18 protein-coding genes and 1 tRNA gene are annotated in these 16,758 nt (G+C 59.8%); 11 read left to right on the plus strand and 8 right to left on the minus strand.

Annotated elements, in window-relative coordinates; all coding sequences use genetic code 11:
- Positions 1-174 precede the first annotated feature (174 nt).
- Positions 175-251 (plus strand) — tRNA-Met (locus AC1DMK_RS11085).
- 180 nt (positions 252-431) lie between these two features.
- Here AC1DMK_RS11085 and AC1DMK_RS11090 read toward each other — a convergent pair.
- Positions 432-974, minus strand: coding sequence for a GNAT family N-acetyltransferase (locus AC1DMK_RS11090; protein ID WP_477858939.1), 543 nt, complete (start codon positions 972-974; stop codon positions 432-434).
- Positions 974-1,282 carry a type II toxin-antitoxin system TacA family antitoxin gene (locus tag AC1DMK_RS11095; protein ID WP_477858941.1) on the minus strand — a complete coding sequence of 103 codons (309 nt, stop codon included), beginning with the start codon at positions 1,280-1,282 and terminating at the stop codon, positions 974-976. The genes AC1DMK_RS11090 and AC1DMK_RS11095 overlap by 1 nt, the downstream gene beginning before the upstream one ends.
- A gap of 289 nt (positions 1,283-1,571) precedes the next feature.
- On the opposite strand from AC1DMK_RS11095, the gene AC1DMK_RS11100 reads away from it, so the two are divergent.
- The 10 genes from AC1DMK_RS11100 (at position 1,572) to AC1DMK_RS11145 (ending at position 12,060) form a co-directional block, all read left to right on the plus strand.
- Positions 1,572-2,558, plus strand: a complete 987-nt coding sequence (locus AC1DMK_RS11100) for a helix-turn-helix domain-containing protein (RefSeq protein ID WP_477858943.1) — start codon at positions 1,572-1,574, stop codon at positions 2,556-2,558.
- 102 nt (positions 2,559-2,660) lie between these two features.
- Positions 2,661-4,067, plus strand: a complete 1,407-nt coding sequence (locus tag AC1DMK_RS11105) for an aldehyde dehydrogenase family protein (RefSeq protein WP_477858945.1) — start codon at positions 2,661-2,663, stop codon at positions 4,065-4,067.
- Between the two features lie 3 nt (positions 4,068-4,070).
- On the plus strand, positions 4,071-5,666 hold the full coding sequence (locus AC1DMK_RS11110; protein WP_477858947.1) for a GMC family oxidoreductase: 1,596 nt from the start codon (positions 4,071-4,073) through the stop codon (positions 5,664-5,666).
- 61 nt (positions 5,667-5,727) lie between these two features.
- Complete coding sequence (locus AC1DMK_RS11115) at positions 5,728-6,981, plus strand: ABC transporter substrate-binding protein (RefSeq protein ID WP_477858949.1); 1,254 nt, start codon at positions 5,728-5,730, stop codon at positions 6,979-6,981.
- Positions 6,982-7,052: 71 nt separating this feature from the next.
- The gene (locus AC1DMK_RS11120) at positions 7,053-7,919 is read left to right on the plus strand and encodes a branched-chain amino acid ABC transporter permease (RefSeq protein WP_477858950.1); all 867 of its coding nucleotides are present in this window, start codon (positions 7,053-7,055) and stop codon (positions 7,917-7,919) included.
- Positions 7,916-8,953: a branched-chain amino acid ABC transporter permease gene (locus AC1DMK_RS11125; protein ID WP_477858952.1), complete on the plus strand. Its 1,038-nt coding sequence runs from the start codon at positions 7,916-7,918 to the stop codon at positions 8,951-8,953. The genes AC1DMK_RS11120 and AC1DMK_RS11125 overlap by 4 nt, the downstream gene beginning before the upstream one ends.
- Positions 8,950-9,654: an ABC transporter ATP-binding protein gene (locus tag AC1DMK_RS11130; RefSeq protein WP_477858954.1), complete on the plus strand. Its 705-nt coding sequence runs from the start codon at positions 8,950-8,952 to the stop codon at positions 9,652-9,654. The genes AC1DMK_RS11125 and AC1DMK_RS11130 overlap by 4 nt, the downstream gene beginning before the upstream one ends.
- Positions 9,623-10,372, plus strand: coding sequence for an ABC transporter ATP-binding protein (locus AC1DMK_RS11135; RefSeq protein WP_477858956.1), 750 nt, complete (start codon positions 9,623-9,625; stop codon positions 10,370-10,372). The genes AC1DMK_RS11130 and AC1DMK_RS11135 overlap by 32 nt, the downstream gene beginning before the upstream one ends.
- Positions 10,373-10,387: 15 nt before the next feature.
- A complete protein-coding gene (locus AC1DMK_RS11140) occupies positions 10,388-11,104 on the plus strand; it encodes an SDR family NAD(P)-dependent oxidoreductase (protein ID WP_477858958.1) in 717 nt (238 codons plus the stop codon).
- An 11-nt stretch (positions 11,105-11,115) separates the two neighbouring features.
- Positions 11,116-12,060 (plus strand): helix-turn-helix domain-containing protein, encoded by a 945-nt coding sequence (locus AC1DMK_RS11145; protein WP_477858960.1) that lies wholly within the window; start codon positions 11,116-11,118, stop codon positions 12,058-12,060.
- A gap of 38 nt (positions 12,061-12,098) precedes the next feature.
- Here the strand turns inward: AC1DMK_RS11145 and AC1DMK_RS11150 are convergent, their stop codons facing one another.
- From AC1DMK_RS11150 to AC1DMK_RS11175, 6 genes are all read right to left on the minus strand, one after another.
- A complete protein-coding gene (locus AC1DMK_RS11150) occupies positions 12,099-12,488 on the minus strand; it encodes a nuclear transport factor 2 family protein (protein ID WP_477858962.1) in 390 nt (129 codons plus the stop codon).
- 11 nt (positions 12,489-12,499) lie between these two features.
- Complete coding sequence (locus tag AC1DMK_RS11155; protein WP_477858964.1) at positions 12,500-13,279, minus strand: MoaF C-terminal domain-containing protein; 780 nt, start codon at positions 13,277-13,279, stop codon at positions 12,500-12,502.
- Between the two features lie 21 nt (positions 13,280-13,300).
- Positions 13,301-14,089 (minus strand): SDR family NAD(P)-dependent oxidoreductase, encoded by a 789-nt coding sequence (locus AC1DMK_RS11160; RefSeq protein WP_477858966.1) that lies wholly within the window; start codon positions 14,087-14,089, stop codon positions 13,301-13,303.
- A gap of 167 nt (positions 14,090-14,256) precedes the next feature.
- Positions 14,257-15,063: a 4-hydroxy-2-oxoheptanedioate aldolase gene (gene hpaI, locus AC1DMK_RS11165; protein ID WP_477858967.1), complete on the minus strand. Its 807-nt coding sequence runs from the start codon at positions 15,061-15,063 to the stop codon at positions 14,257-14,259.
- 13 nt (positions 15,064-15,076) lie between these two features.
- Complete coding sequence (gene hpaH / locus AC1DMK_RS11170; RefSeq protein ID WP_477858969.1) at positions 15,077-15,880, minus strand: 2-oxo-hept-4-ene-1,7-dioate hydratase; 804 nt, start codon at positions 15,878-15,880, stop codon at positions 15,077-15,079.
- Complete coding sequence (locus AC1DMK_RS11175; protein WP_477858971.1) at positions 15,880-16,752, minus strand: fumarylacetoacetate hydrolase family protein; 873 nt, start codon at positions 16,750-16,752, stop codon at positions 15,880-15,882. The genes hpaH and AC1DMK_RS11175 overlap by 1 nt, the downstream gene beginning before the upstream one ends.
- Positions 16,753-16,758 lie beyond the last annotated feature (6 nt).

The raw sequence follows: 16,758 nt of genomic DNA on the forward strand, positions 1-16,758 counted from the left end.
ACGGCCCAAGCCGAATACAAAGGGCCGCCCAAAGCGGTCCTTTCCGCGTTCGGGCACGYCRACAGAACAGAAACAACAGTTGAGACAAATTGTCTTCGCAATTTGCTCAAACAGGATGCATAATCGCTCGCGCGGTTACGCAAGCGCGACAAATCCAAACGGATYKKCGCTCRACGCGGGGTGGAGCAGCCCGGTAGCTCGTCAGGCTCATAACCTGAAGGCCGCAGGTTCAAATCCTGCCCCCGCAACCATCTCAAATTGCGATACCAAGTCGCGCATATCAGCCGCCCCAACCGGGCGGCTTTTTTGTGTTCGCAAGTTCTGATGGTTGCGCCCTCCCGCAACCATCATTGAAGTCGACGAGACCTCACCTTCTAACCTCATGACGAAATTACGACAGACCCGTCGAGAACTCCATGAGCGGCAGGGGTTTAGTCGAACATCTTTTTGATCGTCGCGATTGGGATGAACATCCGCATCGCGTTTGTCGGCAGAGGCTGGAAGCCGTATTCCTTGTAAAGCTTTACTCGTCTCTCGGTCCGCTCTGCATCACCACAATCCAGGACATCGAGCATGACAATTGCCGTTCCTATGTCATCCGAGATACGCGCTATTCGCGTCAAGCAATCGATCAGCAGGTCGCCGCCGTATCCGCTTCCAGCGAATTTCAAGTCGCGACCGATCATTGAGATGTAGGCCGCGGGAATTGACCCATGTCCGGGCCGGTCGCGGGCAAACCTTTTCGGAAGCTCCGTATAATCAACAGCGTGGCTGTTGATGGCGTAGAAGCCCATCACCGGGCCGCCGTCTTGCGTCATCACGAAAACACGAAGATTGTCGCTCTTCTGAAGCTTGTTTGCGGTCTTCTGAAAGAAGTTGTCGACCTGCTCAATGCCGCACGAAAAAGCCGCCCGATCATGTTTTGAGGGATCGAGCGGCTCGATGATTGGCTTTGGCGCATCGTTTTGCGGCATTATTTTGAAACGACAGTCTCGCTGTGACGCTTGAAAGCAGCCTTAAGTTTATCTGTCGGCTCTGGCGGGTTGTCCAGTGCAGCAAAAAACGCAGCATGATCGGCTGGCTGCAAAAGGGTCCGTTCATGAGCGGCAATCGTCGTCATGGCGGATTGATAAGCAGCGTTGATCGTGAAAGCGGAGTCGTCTACACCGGACAGCGCAGCAGCGCGTTGAATTGCCGTCTTGATGCGCGCCTTCGTACGGAAGCCCATACGTGCGTCGTTTGGTTCATCGATTTCGGCAGTCATGTCTTTGAAAGCAAGCATAGTCGCCTCCTATTCGGGTGTAACAGTGTGGCTATGTGTACGTCAAAACGACGTACGCGTCAAGGGATCCTTGTACGTCGTGTGTGTGTACGTGCAATGAACGTCGCGCAACTTCTATGGTTCCTGCGCACCGTGCGCTACGGCTCGAAGGCGAAGCGGGCAGCGAAGAATGAGCTGCACTTCGAAACATTGCGCCGCCGCAATTTAATTAATGTGTTAATTATAGGAATTGACGATCCGGTCCGCCTGTAGCAATCTTTAGCTTAACTGGCACTGTTGGGAGGCAGAGTTGGACCTATTACAGAACCGTAGTCTCGTACATCGCGACCGGCTGCCGACCCCTTACGATCAATGGGTCGATGACCTTCAGAGTATTTGCGGAAATTTCAATCCACATTTGATGAAACGCGGCGATAGCGTGATTGGTACCGCGAGCCGCATCGACGTCTGTGGAATGGAATTTGCCCATGTCTCCAACGATCTCGATTTTGTTCATCGCGATTGGGATGACATTCGCCGAGATGCCAATGAACATCTGTTCCTGATTATGCAGCTCGAGGGAGCCTGCGGGGTGGAACATTCCGGCCAGCAGAACATCCTTGATGTCGGCGAATGCATTCTCGTGGATTCCACGCGACCGACTACCTTCTATTTTCAGGGCCATTTCTCCAATCATATGTCTCTGCATCTGCCGCGGCAATTGATGTATTCGGACAGTCGGATGGACTTCGATGTGGCCCGCAAGCTTGTTGCCAGCGATCCGATGGCGATGATGCTCCGCGCGTTGATCGCCAAGATGATGACGACGCCGGACAGCGAAGCGGCGTCGCCGTTCCTTCGCCAATTAATGTTCGATACGACACGCCAAGCATTTCTGTCGACCGGCATGCAGACGGCAAGTTTGAGTTCACTGCACGATAGTGCAAGCAAGCGCATGCAGATGGTCGATATCCTGATCGACAGACACCTGACCGACACCGATCTCAATGCCAAGTGGCTGGCGACAAGGTTGGGTGTGTCGATCCGCACACTGCAGCAGGATTTCCAGGGCATGGGGATGACCTGCACCACGGTTATTCGCGACAAGCGCCTGCGCTTTGCCCGCGAAAAGATCGAGCAGCTCAAGGAACAGCGCAGCCCCACGACCATAGCCGAAGTTGCCTATTCGGCCGGCTTCAACGATATTTCCTATTTCAATCGCAGCTTCAAGGAGCTGTTTGATTGTGCGCCGAGTGAACTGCTTCGTTCCGCTGAGCCGGCACAAAAGGTGGAGTGAAGCGCAGTCTGCGCTCTAGTCCAAGACGAGGCGCGTTTCTCCCCAAGACGGGCCTTGTCGCAATAGTCATAGTCCTCCCGAAAGTTACGGGAGGAGAATATCGTGAAGCAGTATAATCTGCTCATCGGCGGCGAACCGGTTGCCACGCCCCATCATAGGTCAATTGCGAATCCGTCGAGTGGCGAGTTGGTCGGTTACATGCCACTTGCCGGCGAAGCGGACCTCGATCAGGCTGTTGCTGCGGCGACGGCGGCCTTCAAGACATGGTCGCAGACTCCGAATGAAGAGCGTGCCAGGGCTTGCCGGGCAATTGCCGAAAAGATCAATGATCATGCCGAGGAACTGGCTCAGATCCTGACCCGCGAGCAGGGCAAGCCGCTTAATGGCCTCGGTTCGCGCTTTGAGATTGGCGGCGCGCTTGCCTGGACGCGCCATACCGCCGAACTCGAGCTGCCTGTCGAGGTTCTGCAGGACGACCATGAGGGCCGCGTCGAGCTGCATCGCAAGCCGATCGGTGTCGTTGGCTCGATCACGCCGTGGAACTGGCCTGTCATGATCGCCTGCTGGCATGTCGTGCCGGCTGTGCGCGCAGGCAACACCGTGGTCATCAAACCGTCGCCTCTAACGCCGCTGTCGACCATCCGCCTCGTCGAGGTCATGAACGAGGTGCTGCCACCTGGTGTCGTCAACGTCATCACTGGCGACAACAGCATTGGAGCTGCGCTTTCCGCACACCCCGGGATCGCCAAGATGACCTTCACCGGCTCGACCGAAACCGGCAAGAAGGTCATGGCCTCGGCAATCGCGACGTTGAAGCGGCTGACCCTGGAGCTTGGCGGCAACGATGCGGGCATCGTATTGCCCGATGCCGATCCGGCGGCCATCGTCGAGGGTCTTTTCTGGGGCGCCTTCATCAACAATGGTCAGACCTGTGCGGCCCTGAAACGCCTCTACGTGCATGATAGCATCTATGAGGACGTCTGCCGGAGACTTGCCGATTACGCCGCCAAAATCGCTGTCGGTGATGGCCTGGACGAGGCAAGCATCCTCGGCCCGGTGCAGAACGAAATGCAATTCAATAAGGTGCGCGAGCTTGTCGACGATGCGCGCGCTCGCGGCGGCCGCATCCTGACCGGCGGTGCCCCGATGGATCGGCCAGGCTACTTCTACCCGATCACGCTCGTTGCCGACGTCGATCACGGGGTACGGCTGGTCGACGAGGAGCAGTTCGGTCCGGCCCTGCCGATCATCCGCTATAGCGACATCGATGAGGTGATCGCGCGTGCCAATCAGAATCCGGCCGGTCTCGGCGGCTCGGTCTGGTCTGCCGATGTCAAAAAGGCAAGGCACTATGCGATGCAGCTCGAATGCGGCTCGGTTTGGATCAACAAGCACGGCACGATCCAGCCCAACGCGCCATTCGGCGGCGTGAAGCAGTCGGGCATTGGTGTCGAGTTCGGCGTCGAAGGCTTGAAGGAATTCACGACGATCCAAACGGTGTTGAGCTGAGCCATGACGACTTACGACTATATCATCGTCGGTGGCGGATCCTCGGGCTGCGTGCTGGCCAACCGGCTTTCGGAAAATCCGGCGCGCAAGGTGCTGCTGATCGAGTCAGGCCGACGTGACTCCGATCCATGGATCCATATTCCGGCCACCTTTTTCAAGGTGCTCGGCAAGGGGATCGACATACACCCCTATGCCTCGAACCCCGACAACGGCTTAAACGGTCGGCCATGCATCATCCCGCAGGGCAACGTCCTTGGGGGCGGCAGCTCGGTGAACGCGATGATCTATATTCGCGGTCATCGCAACGACTACGACATATGGTCGCAAATGGGTTGCCAGGGCTGGTCGTATGATGACGTACTGCCGGCCTTCCGTTCGTTGGAAAACAACGAGCGGCTGAACGGCCATTTCCATGGCAGGAAAGGCGGGCTGCGGGTCTCCGATCCACGCCACCGCCATCCACTGAGCGAAGCTTTCATCAGGGCCGCCACCGAAATCGGCATCCCCCATAATGACGACTTCAATGGCGCCGATCAGGCTGGCGTCGGCTTTTATCAGAGCACCACCTATGGCGGTCGGCGCTGGAGCTCGGCTCAGGCCTTCCTGCGTGAAGCGGAGAAGCGGCCGAACCTGACTGTCCTGACGCAGCGCAAGGTCGCCCGCATTCTGTTCGAGGGGCAGAAGGCCGACGGTGTCGAGCTCCTCGACGGTACGATTTTCAAGGCGTCTCGCGAAATCGCGCTCACCGCCGGCGCCATTGCAACACCGAAGATCCTGCAATTGTCCGGCATTGGCGACGGCACGCATCTTTCCTCTCTCGGCATCAAGGTCGTCGCCGACCTTCCCGGCGTCGGCGCAAACTATCAGGACCATCTGGAAGTGCCGGTGCAGGGTGAAACACAGGAGCCGATCTCGATCCTCGGCCAAGACAAGGGGCTGCGGGCAGCCGGCCACATGCTGCGTTATCTGAGCTCGCATCGCGGGTTGCTGTCCTCCAATGTCGTCGAATGCGGCGGGTTTATCGATACCGCCGGCACCGGTCAGCCGGATGTCCAGTTTCATGTCCTGCCTGTCCTGATCGGCTTCGTCGACCGCGAACCTGAACCGGGTCATGGCATAAGCATCGGGCCGTGCTATCTGCGGCCGAGGTCGCGGGGCTGGATCCGACTGAAGAGTGCCGATCCCATGGACCAGACGGATTTCAATGCCAATCTGCTTTCCGACCCAGCCGATATCGACACCTTGGTGCGCGGCGTGGAGACGGCAATCCGTATCCTTGACGCGCCGGCACTCGCCAAGCTGATCAAGCGCCGGGTGCTTCCGAAGCCCGGTGTCGAAAAGGACCCGGCCGCCTTGCGCGACTACATACGCCAGTCGGCAAAAACCGTGTTCCATCCGGCTGGCACAGCCCGAATGGGCCGGGCTGACGATCGCCTGACAGTCGTCGCACCGGATCTGAAGGTGCGCGGCATCGAAGGCCTGCGTGTCTGCGACGCCTCGGTGATGCCCACCCTGGTCTCAGGTAACACGAACGCGCCGACGATGATGATTGCGGCAAGGGCTGCCGCCTTCATGACCGGAAAGACAATTTCCGGCTAAGGCGGAGATTGCCGAGCTGAAGACCCCGTGGGGAGCGGGGAGAAACAAACTGGAGGAGATTATGCGTATCAATCTGCAAACGCTGGCAATCGGCCTTTTTCTGACGCTCTTTTCGGCGTTCAGTGCTCATGCCGCTGCATCTTGCGGCGACAACAGCGGCAAGCCGGCAAGCGGCGAGCCGATCATCATCGGCGCCATCACCGGCAAGACCGGACCGGACGACTTTTCGAATTCGACAAAGGCCGCCACCGCCTATTTCGACTGCCTTAACGCCAATGGCGGCATTAAGGGGCGGCCGGTCAAATATATCGTCGGGGATGACCAGTGGAATCCTGAGATCGCCGCGCAGCTGGCGGCCAAGCTCGTCAACGACGAAAAGGCCGTGTTGATGGTCGGAAATTCGAGCTTCGTCGAATGCGGTGCGAACGCTGATTTCTACAAAAAGTCAGGCATTCTTGTCGTTGCAGGTGTCGGCGTACCGCGCGAATGCTACTTTGCGGGGAATTATGCACCAACCAACGCAGGGCCGCGTGTCTCCATGTTGGGCGCGATGGGTTATGCGCTCGACAAGCTAAAAGCCAAGTCGGTCGTCTGCATCGGTCCGAATATTCCGAATGTCGGTACCTGGTCCTGTGATGGGATTGCGCAGCTCGCCAAGGAAAAAGGCCTGGCGGCTGAAACGATACTGATGGATCCCGGCACCGCCGATTCGACATCGACGATCTTGCAGGCTGCGGCCTTTAACCCGGATGCGATCATCCTGGGGCTTCCAAAGGGTGTAACTGTGCCACTTCTGACGGCCGCTGAAGAGCAGGGGCTCAATAAAACGATCAAGTTCTTAAGCGCTGCCTCGGCCTATGATCTGTCGGTGCCCGCTACGATTGGTGCCGGCTGGGACGGCAACTTTACCGTCAACATGGAATTCAACGATCTGGAAGCAACAACACCCGACAATCAAAACTGGCGGGCCATTATGGACCAGTACGGCCAGAAATCCGACCCGCGCGACACCTTCTCCCAAGCCGGCTATCTGGCCGCGCGGATTGCCGAAAAGGCACTGATGACGCTCGATCCCGCCAAGATCAACCGTGAGACCGCATCTGCCGCCGTGCGCCAGATCAAGGACTTCAAAAGCGATATCTTCTGCGCTCCCTGGTACTTCGGCGACGGCCAACTACGTCACAATGCCAACTCGACGACGCGCATGGCTGTCAGCGAAGGCGGCAAATGGAAAGTTGTCTCCGACTGCGCACCCTCGCCGGATCCTGAGCTCAAGGACATCCGTGCTTTCGAGAAGTCTGCCGGCATCAACTGAGCCCCTGACACCTGCCATCGTGTTTCGCGGCTGCAACGCCGCGGAACCGAGCGACCCTAGAGGATCAACTTATGAACCTTCTGCCTTTCGTCATTTCCGGGCTAGGGATCGGCGCGGTCTATGCGCTGTCCGGTGTCGGCCTTGTCGTTTTGTTTCGAGCGACCGGCGTTCTCAATTTCGCTTTCGGAGCTTTTGGCGCGATCGGTGCACATTGCGCCTGGCAGTTGCTTGAGTGGAAAATGCCGCTCGCTCTCGCCATTCTTGCCGCCGTTGCCGTCTCCACAGCGATCAGTTTTTTCTACGGCCGGATACTCGCGCCCATGCTGTCGCATCGCGATACCGTCGTGCGGGCCGTTGGGACGTTGGCACCTGCTCTCGTCCTGATCGCCGTCATGGGCGTTGTGTGGGGTGAGCTGCCACGCCGCCTGCAGTATCCGACCGACCAGATGTTCGTCTCGCTCTTTGCCGTGCGCCTTACCTTCACACGCATCATCGCCATTCTTCTTGCGGTCATTATGGTCATCGCCATCACGGTGCTGTTGAGCCGTACTCGCCTTGGCCTCGATATGCGCGCACTTGCCAATGATCGCGATCTCAGCGCCGTGCTTGGCGTACGCATTCTCTATACCGAGACGGCCGCCTGGATCATCACTGGCATCTTTGCCGGCCTTGCCGGCCTGCTGCTTGCCGACCTCGTGCGCTTGCAGGGCACGTTTCTGACTTTATTGGTAATACCGGCGATTGCAGCTGCAATCCTCGGCCAGCTGCGGTCGCTTTGGGAAACGGCTGCCGCCGGCATTTTGATCGGCATCGCCGAGGCGGTGCTGACGCCGATCGCTTGGATATCGCCCTATCGCGCAGCGGCACCCTTCATCATTGCCCTCGTCGCGGTCACGATCCTGGGAGGCACGGCGAAAGCCGCGTTGAAAGACCGATGACCGTCCAGGAGCAAACGATCGCCTCCAAAGCCGAAGGCCTGTCGATGGTCCGCCTTCCCAAGCAGCTCCTGCATGTTCCGGTGACGATGGCGATCTTCTCGATCGTGGTCGCCGCACTTGCAAATTCCTTCTGGCTGTCGGCTGCAACCTCTGCCGTTGCATTGTCGCTTGCGGTTGCCGGGCTTGCCATTCTGTACGGCCAGCTCGGCCTGGTTTCCCTTTGCCAATTTGCGCTCGTCGGAGTCGGTGGCTGGGTGACCCTTCGCATCGGCCATGCTTTTCATCCGCCCTTCGAAGTGAGTTTGCTTGCCGGCGGCATCGTCGCCGCGCTAGTGGGGCTGGCCTTTGGCGTGCCTGCGTTGCGCCTGCGTGGCCTCTATCTTGCGCTCGTCACACTGATGCTGGCAGGCGCGTTCCAGATCATCATCAGCGCCTGGGGCTTCCCCGATGGCGGTCCCGACTTCCTCGGGCGGGCTGACGGTTCCGGACGCGAGATGCTGGCAAGGCCTGCGATGGCCAATGGCGAAGTTGCCTATTTCCTCTATGTCTGTGCGGCGGCTGCCATCGGGCTGCTAATCGCCCAGTGGCACAAGCTTGCCCGCCCCGGCCGGGCTTGGGCGGTGATCCGCAAGGGCGAGACCGTTGCGGTTGCAAGCGGCGTCAATGTCTTGATCTACAAGGCCTGGGCCTTTGCACTGAGCGGCTTGCTGGCTGGCATTGCCGGCGGGCTGCTTGCCGGCAATGTCGGCCAGCTTGACGGGCGTGCCTTCGGCGCCTTCGACAGTCTCAACCTCTTTGTACTTGCCATCGTCGGTGGCGTTTTCAACTGGTACGGCGCACTGATTGCTGGCCTTCTGTTGCGCGCAGTACCGGCGTTGCTGACCGATCTCGGCATCGATGGCTATGTCACCATAGGTATTTTCGGCATGGCGCTGTTTCATGCACTGGCGACGGCGCCGACCGGTATTGCCGGCCAGATATCGGCCCTGATCGTCTGGCTGTGCGATAGGCTTTCCGGAGGGAAGGGACGATGATCAAGATCGACAATCTCGTCGTGCAGTTCGGCGGCGTCCGGCCGATCAATGAGCTCAGCGCCGTGCTGAAAGCCCCGGTCGCCGGCCTTATCGGCCCGAATGGCGCTGGCAAGACCACGCTGCTCAACGTGCTCTCCGGCTTTGTCAGGCCGGTGCAGGGGACAGTCTCCCTTGGCGAGCAGGCACTGCTTCCGATGTCGCCGCTGCAGCGCGTGCGGGCAGGCCTGCGCCGTTCATTCCAGACTGAACAAGTCGTTGAGGATCTGACGGTTGCCGCCAACATCGCCGCAATCGCCGATCATGTCGTAGGTGCCGGGCATCGCTTGGGAGCCGTGGAGGAGGCACTTACCTTCGTCGGCCTGACAGCGGTTGGCGATCGGCTGGGGCAGTCGCTCAATCTGTTTCAACGCCGCCTCGTCGAACTCGCAAAATGCGTCGTCGGAAAGCCGAAGCTCATCCTGCTGGACGAGCCGGCAGCCGGGCTTACCGAAGAGGAGGGGAAGGCGTTTCGCGAACTGGTGCTCCGTATCCCGGTGGAATTCAGGGCGCAGGTTCTGATTATCGACCACGACGTCGATCTCATCCGTTCCATGTGCAGCGAGACCATGGTGCTCGACTACGGCAAGCTTCTCGCTCTCGGTCCAACGCCGACCGTGCTTGCCGATCCCAATGTGCGGCGCGCCTATCTGGGGGAGTTCTGACGTGAGCGAGACATCCGAAGTCCGTGTCGAAAACCTCGTCGTCGAGCGTGGTGGCAAGCGGGTCATTCATAATATTTCCTTCTCGATGGCGGCCGGCAAAGTCACGACACTGCTCGGCGCCAACGGGGCCGGCAAATCGAGCACGGTCATGGCGATGGCCGGCGTTCTGCCTCGTGGTGGCTCGGTCCGTCTGGGCGACATCGCACTCGAGGGATTTCAGCCCGACCGCATTCGCCGCGCAGGTCTCGCACTCGTGCCGGAAGGTCATCGCGTACTGGGACAGCTCTCTGTGGAGGACAACATACTGGTAGCCGCTCTCGATCCCTCGGTCGCGGCGCGCGCACAAAAGCTGGAACGAGCCTACGAGATCTTTCCGGAGCTTGCCGAGCGGCGTCGCCAGTCGGCATCCGATCTCTCAGGCGGACAGAAACAGATGGTGGCGATGGCCCAGGCATTTGTCGCCAAGCCCCGCTTCATGATCGTCGACGAGTTGTCGCTCGGTCTTGCCCCCGCCGTCGTCAAACGTTTGGCTGAAGCTCTGAAGATTGCAGCCGCCAGCGGCATCGGCGTGCTGCTGATCGAGCAATTCGCCAAACTCGCGCTTGATCTCGCCGATCAGGCTCTCGTTCTGGAGCGCGGGCGCCTCGTCTTTGCCGGAGCGGCAGCCGCCTTGAAAGCACAGCCGGACATTCTCCACGGCGCCTATCTTGCCAGTTGAAACGAAGGAGCTTTCATGACGTTTTCCGCCGATCTTTTTGCCGGGCGAACGGTTGTTGTCGCCGGCGGTACATCGGGCATAGGCGCTGCAAGCGTCGAGCGCTTTGCCGACCTCGGCGCCCGCGTGTTGTGCTTCGGGCTCGGCGCGTCGATGGCGCCCACTGGTCCACGAATCGAATGCCATGAAGTCGACGTGCTGAAGCCTGGCGCATTGGAGGCCGTTTTCTCGTCGGTGGAGACGATCGACGTCCAGGTCAATTGCACCGGCGTCAGTCGCGATCGGGGCGAATGGGCGAAAGCGACATTTGATGAGGTCATGGCGATCAATTTGACATCGGTCATGGACTGCTGCCGGCTGGCGCGCCCGCGTATGCAGGCGGGATCGGCGATGGTCAATATTGCGTCGATGTATTCGACCTTCGGCGCTGCCGACCGTCCAGCTTATGCGGCAAGCAAGGGGGCGATCGTGCAACTGACGAAATCGCTGGCGCAGGAATATGCGCAAGCAGGCATCCGCGTAAACGCAGTCGCGCCGGGCTGGATTGTCACACCCTTGAGCCGCACGCTCTTTGCCGATGAGGTGGCATCCGCACCCATTCTGCGGCGCATCCCGGCTGGCCGATGGGGTGCGGCCGAGGAAATCGCCGATGCGATCGTTTTCCTGTCCTCCGAAGCGGCGCGCTATGTCACGGGCGCCTGCGTGCCCGTCGATGGTGGGTATCTCACCTCCTGAGGACTTCTATCATGGCTGCAGCACTCCAACAGCACGTCGATAGCGCCACAGGGCGGGAGTTTGCGGGGCTGGCTCGCCATCTGTTCGGGAATGTTCGGCTGGACTTCGGTACTGCGGATGAAGACAAGAGTCGGATAATATCGGCGATGCTAGGCGCATGCCGGCTGACGAGGCTGGAAGCTGATCGGCATATCGTTTTCGGCGAGCGCGTGATGGCAGACCCCGATGATCCGGATACTATCAAGCTGATTTTGCAAACCGAAGGCAGCGCCTCGCTTGCGCAGGGTGGTCTGTATGCGCCGATTTCGGCCAATGCGCTGGTCATCTATGATCCTCGTCGCCCCTATATGCTGACAAACAGCACTTCGGTCCGACAATTGCTGTTGCAACTGCCGCGCCACGCGCTGCCTCATGCCGCAGTCGAGAGGCTGGCAGCGCCCTTCATAGCGCACGCCATGCAGGACGCCATGTGCCGTATTCTGCTGTCGCTGATGGAATCGACTATATGTGAGATCGGGCATCTCGACACGGCGCGACGCCTCAGCGTCGGGCAGACCATGATCGACCTCGTTCGCAGCTTGATCGGTGGGGATATGCAGTTGGCGAGACCGGTCGCCAATCCGCTGGACATGCTTCTACAGCGCATTAAGGACTTTATCGACGGCAATCTGGTACGGCCCGATCTGACCGTCGGCATGATCGCGCGCCGCATGGGCTGCTCGGTGCGTTACGTCTACAGGGCATTCGAGGTCGAGCGCCTGACGCCTTCCGGCTATATATGGGATTTGCGCCTGCAGAGAGCTGCGGCGCAACTGCGCGAAACAGGTGGCTATGCCGGGGAAATATCCGAGATCGCCTTTGCGCTCGGCTTTTCCTCGAGCGCGCATTTTTCAAGAGCGTTCCGCAATCGCTATGGCACTTCGCCGTCGCAATGGCGCAAAGCTAAGCTTTCATAAGCAAGGTGACCCGGTTTGTACCGGGCCGCCCATTTCGTTTACCGCATAGATTCAGCCACTCTGAGTGTATCGGTGAACTGCTCGAAACGTCGGATTTTGTCGCCTGCCACGCCCCAGACATGCACGACGCGGGCCTTGAAGGGCTTGCCCGTCTGCTTGTGCGTGCCGCTATAATCACCGACGGCAACGACCTCTTCGCCGGCGTCGAGAAGGCGTTCCAGCTTGAAGCTATATCCGTCAAATGCCTGCCCGAGCGCCTGAAAGACGTTCTTGAAGATGTCCTGCGGGCCGACATAGGTACCGGCGCAGGGAAAGCCATCCATCTCCGTCCAGCGGCAGTCGGGTGCGATGTCGGCAAGCATGCCGTCCATGTCGCGGCGGTCGTTGGCGTCGTAATGCTTCTTCACGATATCGAAAGCTGTTCGCATGGTACTATCCTTCACACTGGTTCCTGGCCGGGCAGATAATAGGTCATCGAGGCCTTGCGGATGAAGGCGCCGGCGGGGCTGTTCTGGATACGCCCGTCACCGGTGATGCCCAGGAACTTGCCAGTTGATTGCATGTCGTTGAAATTGTAGAAGAATGTCGATGCGACCGCGATCTTGAACTCCCGGAAAGTGAAGATGTACAGGTTTTCGTCGAACTTGTAGGTGGTGGTCAGGTCGACATCGCCGTGGCCGCGCTGAACACCGACAAGGCATTGCCAGGCATAGCGCTGCGACGACAGATAGGTGTGTTCATAGACATGGTTGGGGCTGTAGGTGAAGTGCGCCCGAAGTCCGATCAGGTCGCGGCTTTCGTGCGGCACCGGCCCGCTTGCCGTGCCGCCGTCGATGACGCCGGGCCGAAAGATCTGCGCCACCTGCGGTTCGCCAACGGCATCCTTGGCATCGCGAACGATCGAATAGATGGAAAGCGCTCGACGCGTTTCGATATTGAGGATCAGCGTTTCCGCTTCCTTGGGGCGCCCGGCAAAGACGATCTCGACGAAATAGGTATTTGGCGCGACCTCGATCACTTCCGCCTTGTCAGTCGCGCTTTCCTTGCCATCCGACCACTTGACCTCGCCGGTGCTGAAGGCAAGTTCTAGGTTGCGGCCGTCCTCAAACCCGATCTTATGGGATGCGCCGCCAAGTGCCCCCGTGGCAGGCAACCGGTTCGTGTCGATGCCGTAGGCGAATTCGTCGTAGGTTTTCCAGTCTTTTGGATTCCGGTTCATCAGTATCTCCTCCTCCTCATATTAGTCAGCGAATGCCAGGGTCGGCAGGTCGACAGTGCCGGCGCCACCATCGACGGTTAGGATTGCGCCGTTGATCATCGATGCCTCGGCCGAAGCCAGGAAGCAGACGGCATTGGCAACGTCCTCGGCTGTCGCCGGCCGGCCGAGCGGCACGTCCTTGGTGACGAGCGCATAGGCCTCCTCAACGTTCTTCAGCTTGAATTTTTCGACGATGAATTCCATCTGCTCGTCAGCCATCGCCGTCGTCACCCATCCCGGGCAGACCGTGTTAGTGCGCACGCCCTTGCGGCCGTAATCGCGTGCCAGCGATTTCGCAAGCCCGATGCAGCCGTGTTTCATGGTCACGTAGCCTGCGGCGTCCGGCCCGGCGAACAGCCCTGCGATCGAAGCGAGAACGACGATGTTGCCCTTGCTCTTGATGAGATCGGGCAGGGATTCGCGGGCACTGACGAAGGCGGTGTTGAGGTTGAGCCGAACGGCCAGATCCCATGTCTCGTCCGACATGCTCACCGTCGGCCCAACGCCGTGGCCGCCGGCATTGGCAATCAGGATATCGAGGCCGCCGAAGGTCTCGACGACTTTCTCGATAGCAGCCTTCATCGCGGACCCGTCGGCTGCATCGGCCGCAACGACCGTGGCGCCGATCTCATCGGCAACGCTTCGAAGCGGTTCCGGACGCCGCCCGACAAGCGCGACATTGCCGCCATCCTGCCGAATGCGGCGAGCGACCGCCGCGCCGATGCCGGTGCCGCCGCCGGTAATCAAGGCAGTCTTGTTCTTGAAACGCATGTTTCCTCCTCTTGGCTTTCATGATCATCATGGCCGATGCAGGCAGAGACGTCGCGTCCAGTTGTGCAGTCCGTTTTGACTGAGCGTGCACAATGTGTCCGCCTGTGCCGAAAATTTGCGTCGCGAAGGAATTGGGCCATACGACGCCGGGGAGGCAGCGTCAGTGATCAATAGACCTTTGCGTCTGTCGGCGGCTTAGCGGCTTCAGCGTTCTTGAAATCGTCGAGAAGTTTTGTCGTTGCGTTGGCAAGCAGCGTGACGTCGTTGCCGATCGCGACGAAGGTGGCGCCAAGCTTGAGATAGCGCTGTGCAAGGGGGAGATCGCCGATCAGGATGCCCGCCGCCTTACCGTGAGACTGGATCCTAGCGAGCGCCTTTTCGACCTCTGCCTGGACCTCAGGCGCCCCCGGCTTGCCGAGGTAGCCCATGTCGGCGGCAAGATCGGCAGGTCCTATGAAGACGCCGTCTACACCGTCAGTCGAAGCGATGGCGTCGAGCGCTATAAGTCCGGCCCGGCTCTCCACCTGTAGAAGCAGACAGATCTCGTCATTCGCCGTCGACAGATAGTCGGGAATGCGATTGAAGGCAGAGGCGCGAGCAAGCGCCGCACCGACGCCGCGCACGCCGTGGGGCGGGTAACGCACCGCCTTGACCATGGTCTCCGCCATTTCCCTGCTCTCGACCATCGGGATCAGCAGCGTCTGAGCGCCGATATCGAGCATCTGCTTGATGATCCAGGCCTCGCCGATCGGTGGACGGATCACCGCATGGCTCAACGTTGCCTTCATCACCTGTAGCTGGGAGACGAGCAGTGGAATGTCATTCGGCGCATGCTCGGCATCAAGCAGCAGCCAGTCATAGCCGGCGCTGGCACAGATCTCGACCGTGTAAGGGCTGGCTAGCGCCTGCCAAAGGCCGATCTGCGCCCGCCCTTCATTCAGGGCCTGCTTGAAGAGGTTCTTGGGTGCCGGCATTCATATTGCTCCTTCACGCGAAATAGAGGCTGACCGACCCATAGGGCCCGAAATCTGCCGTGATCGTGTCGCCGTGCCGAGCCTCGATCGGGCGGATGAAGGAACCTGCAAGCACGACCTGGCCGGCCTCGATGCCGTCGCCATATTGCGCCAGACGATTGGCGAGCCAAGCGATACCGCGTGCCGGTTGATTAAGAACGCCCGCCCCAAGCCCGGTCTCTTCGACTTCAGCATTGCGGCTGACGATCGCGCCCATCCAGCGTATGTCGATCTGATCGGGTCGCATGATACGCCCCCCGGTGACGATGCCGGCATTGGCGGCGTTGTCGGAGATGGTGTCAACGATCGTGCGTGCCTTCTTCGTCTCCGGGTCGACCCGCAGGATACGCGTGTCGAGAATTTCCAGCGCCGGGGTCACATAATCTGTGGCGTTCAGGACGTCGAAGACGCTGACGCCGGGCCCCTTCAATGGTGCTTTCATGATGAAGGCTATCTCCGCCTCGATACGCGGTTGGATGAAACGATCGGCCGGGACGGTGCTGCCATCCTCGAAGACCATATCGTCGAAGAGGACGCCGGAATCCGGCGTGCTGATGTTGAGCGCATATTGCATCGCCTTCGACGTCAGCCCGATCTTCCAGCCAATCGGCTTGCGCCCAGCAGCGATCTTCTTTCGAACCCAGGCACCCTGGACGGCATAGGCGTCATCCATATCCATGTTCGGATGCCTTAACGAAAGCAGCCCGGTTTGAGTACGTGTGCGTTCCGCCTCATCGAGGCCTGAGGCCGCTGCTTCGATTTCCCCATGCGTCAACATCAGAGCGCCTCATCCGCGACGGTGTTTCTCAGAATGCCAAGGCCGTCCGCCTCGACCTCGACGACATCGCCCGGTTTCAGCCAGATCGGCGGATCGAACCGCGCGCCGGCGCCCGTCGGCGTGCCGGTAACGATCACATCGCCCGGCACCAGCGTGGTGAAGGTGGAGATGTAGTTGATGATCCTGCGGAAGGAGAAGATCATCCGGCTGGTGCGATCGCCCTGGCGGATCTCGCCGTTGACCCGGGTTTCGAGCTTGATATCGGCGATCTGTGCCTCGTCCGTGAACGGGACCAGCCACGGGCCGATCGAGCCGGTACGGTCGAAGTTCTTGCCTTGAGTGACGTTGAACTTGGCATGCCGGACCCAATCGCGGATCGTGCCTTCGTTGCAGAGCGAAAGCGCGGCGATGTGATCGAGCGCGTCAGCTTCGGGAATACGCCGCCCGCCTTTGCCGATGACGATGACGATCTCGCCCTCATAGTCGAGCTGCGGGCTTTCCGGCGGGCGCATCAACGGCTGGCCGTGGCCGGTGAAAGAGCGGGGGAAGCGGATGAACAGCGACGGGTTGGCGGGCGCTGCCTGTCCATCCTTGTATTCCTCGTTGCGGTCGGGAAAATTCACTCCCACGCAGATGAGCTTTTCCGGCGTCGGAACGGGAATATCAAAGCGGATTTCGTCAAGAGAGTAGTCCGCTTTCAAAGATTGGCTTTCGTTCGCCAGTGTTACGAGGCTACCGGTCTCGATCACTTCGCGCAGGGTCGGCCATTCCGAACCGTGGCGCGCGGATAGATCGACAACACCGCCTTCAACGGCAAGGCCGTAGCCCCGACGGCCGTTTATGGAAAAAGACAGAAATCTTGGATGGGGCATGGCTAT

Source organism: Rhizobium sp. 05L419 (assembly GCF_056397845.1).